Raw genomic sequence first — 3,033 nt, forward strand, 5'->3', positions numbered from 1 at the left:
GGCGGGAGGGCCACCAGGCCCATCTCCGCCCGCCCCGACAGCAGCGGATGGCTCGGCACCACGCGGACGCTGTACCCGAACGCGCCGCTGCGCTCCAGCGGTACCTCCCCGACGTAGCGGACCCGGCCGTCCTCGACCGGGCCGCCGTGCTCCAGCTCCAGATGGGACGGCCCGACCAGCGCGTCGGAGTCGTCCACCCGGCCGTAGACGACCTCCACCGCGACGTCGTCCGGGTCGAGCCCGCCGAGGTCGGCGAGCACGCGGACCGGCAGCCGCGCACCGACCTGCGGGCTCTCCTCCCCGCTGGACTCCACGTGCTCGACGGCGACGCGCGGCCACGCGTCCCGGACCCGCCGCTTCCACGCCGCGAGGGCCCGCGCCCCCGCGAACTTGTCGGCGACCATGGCGCGCTCGGACGCCGCCGCCGGGGCGTACAGGTCGTCGACGTAGTCGCGCACCATCCGGGACGCCAGCACCTTCGGGCCGAGGGTGGCGATGGTGTGCTTGACCATCTCCAGCCAGCGGCGCGGCAGCCCGGCCGAGTCCCGGTCGTAGAACGTGACCGAGACGTGCTCCTCGACCAGCTCGTACAGCGCGGTGGCCTCCAGCTCGTCGCGCCGGTCGGGCGCGGCGAGGCCGTCGGCGGACGGGATCGCCCAGCCGTTCTGCCCGTCGTACCACTCGTCCCACCAGCCGTCCCGGATGGACAGGTTCAGCCCGCCGTTCAGCGCGGCCTTCATCCCGGACGTGCCGCACGCCTCCAGCGGCCGCAGCGGGTTGTTCATCCACACGTCGCAGCCCTGCACCATGAGCTGCCCCAGCGCCATGTCGTAGTCGGGCAGGAACACGATGCGGTGCCGGACGTCCGCCGAGTCGGCGAACCGGACGATCTCCTGGATGAGCCGCTTGCCGCCCTCGTCGGCGGGGTGCGCCTTCCCCGCGATGACGATCTGCACCGGGCGCTCCGGGTGCAGCAGGATGGCGCGGAGCCGGTCCGGGTCGCTCATCATCAGCGTCAGCCGCTTGTAGGACGGGACGCGCCGCGCGAACCCGATCGTGAGGACGTCCGGGTCGAGGGCGTCGTCGATCCAGGAGATCTCCGCCTCGCTCGCGCCGCGCTGCCGCCACGACTCGCGCAGCCGGCGCCGCGCGTCCAGCACGAGCCGGCGCCGCAGCAGCCCGCGCATCCGCCAGATCTCGGCCTCGGAGACGTCGCGCACGCCCTCCCAGCCGTGGCCGCTCTCCATCAGCGACGGCAGTTCCCGGGCGGTGAACTCCAGGGCCTCGCGGGCGACCCACGTCCCGGCGTGCACGCCGTTGGTGATCGAGCCGACCGGGACCTCGGCGGTGTCGAACCCGCCCCACAGGCCGCCGAACATCTCGCGGCTGACCTGCCCGTGCAGCTCGCTGACGCCGTTGACGCGCTGCGCCAGCCGCATCCCCATAACGGCCATGTTGAACACGGTGCGGTCGCCGCCGGGGTAGTCCTCGGCGCCGAGGGCGAGGACCCGCTCGACGGGGACCTGCTCGGTCTCGTTGCCGCCGCCGAAGTAGCGGGTGATCAGCTCGCGTGGGAACCGGTCGATGCCGGCGGGGACGGGCGTGTGGGTGGTGAACACCGTGCCCGCCCGGGTCGCCTCCAGCGCCTCGTCGAACGTCAGGCCCTCCGCCGACACCAGCTCGCGGATGCGCTCCAGGCCGAGGAACCCGGCGTGCCCCTCGTTGGTGTGGAACACCTCGGGCTCCGGGTGCCCGGTGATGCGGCAGTACGCGCGGATGGCCCGCACGCCGCCGATGCCGAGCAGCATCTCCTGCAGGAGCCGGTGGTCGCCGCCGCCCCCGTACAGCCGGTCGGTGATGTCGCGCGCCGGCGGCTCGTTCTCCTCGACGTCGGAGTCGAGGAGGAGCTGCGGGACGCGGCCGACCTGCGCGACCCACACCTGCGCCTGCAGGCCCCGGCCCTGCGGCCCGCCCACGTGGCCGCGGCCGGCGGGCAGGCCGATGACGATGCGGACCGGTGTCCCGTCCCGCTCGCGGAGCAGGGTGAGCGGCAGCCCGTTCGGGTCGATCGGCGGGTAGCGCTCCAGCTGCCAGCCGTCCGGCGACAGCGACTGGGAGAAGTACCCGTGCCGGTACAGCAGGCCCACCCCGAGGATCGGGACGCCGAGGTCGCTCGCCGTCTTCAGGTGGTCGCCGGCGAGGATGCCGAGACCGCCGGAGTACTGCGGCAGCGCGGCGGTGATGCCGTACTCGGGCGAGAAGTAGGCGATGCAGGACGGTGCGTCCGCGCCCGCGCGCGACTGGTACCAGCGCGGCGCCGTCAGGTACTCGCGCAGGTCCTCGGCGGTGTCCTGCAGGCGGCGCAGGAACCGCCGGTCCTCCGCCAGCCGCTCCAGCCGCTCCGGCGCGACCTCGCCGAGCAGCCTGACCGGATCGTGCCGGACGGCCTGCCACAGCGCCGGGTCGACGGCGCGGAACAGGTCGAGCGTCTCGTGGTGCCAGGACCAGCGCAGGTTCAGGACGAGCTCTTCGAGCTGCCGGAGCGGCTCGGGGAGGACGGTGCGAACCGTGAAACGTCGGATTGCCTTCACACAACGTCACGCTATGCGCTGTCTCCCGATGGTGCGACAGCCGGGAAGGGAAGGCCCACCGAACCGACCGTCTCCAGAGCCGCTCTTGAACTCCGGAATGCCCCCCGCCGCGGAGGCGGGCCGTGCGGGCTGAGCTCGCGGATCACGTACTCGCGGGGGTCCTCACCCGGGGTGGCCGGCGGGCGGCGCAAAGTTATCGGAAATTACAGGACGGTAGGCGTCTGATCGCGGGCATGGGACGTTTCGGAATTCCCGCGCGGGTAGAGGTGGCCTATGCACGTCGAGTCCGGAACGTCCCCTGCTCCCAGTCCGGCGCTCGGGCGCATCCCGATCCTGGATGTGGCGCCGGTGGTGGGGTGCGGCCGGTGGCCGGCCAAGGCCGTGGTGGGTGAGACGGTCGAGGTGTCGGCGACGGTGTTCCGTGAGGGGCACGAGATGCTGG

Annotated in this window: 2 protein-coding genes; one reads left to right on the forward strand and one right to left on the reverse strand. The window is 73.1% G+C overall.

Annotated elements, in window-relative coordinates; all coding sequences use genetic code 11:
- Nucleotides 1-2,591: alpha-glucan family phosphorylase (glgP, locus tag E1200_RS32375; protein WP_131956346.1), on the reverse strand; the 2,591-nt coding region annotated here is incomplete at its 3' end.
- A gap of 273 nt (nucleotides 2,592-2,864) precedes the next feature.
- On the opposite strand from glgP, the gene E1200_RS32380 reads away from it, so the two are divergent.
- Nucleotides 2,865-3,033 (forward strand): maltotransferase domain-containing protein (locus E1200_RS32380; RefSeq protein ID WP_131956348.1); only part of this gene is annotated, 169 nt, incomplete at its 3' end.

Source organism: Actinomadura sp. GC306 (assembly GCF_004348665.1).
Taxonomy (GTDB): Bacteria; Actinomycetota; Actinomycetes; order Streptosporangiales; family Streptosporangiaceae; genus Spirillospora.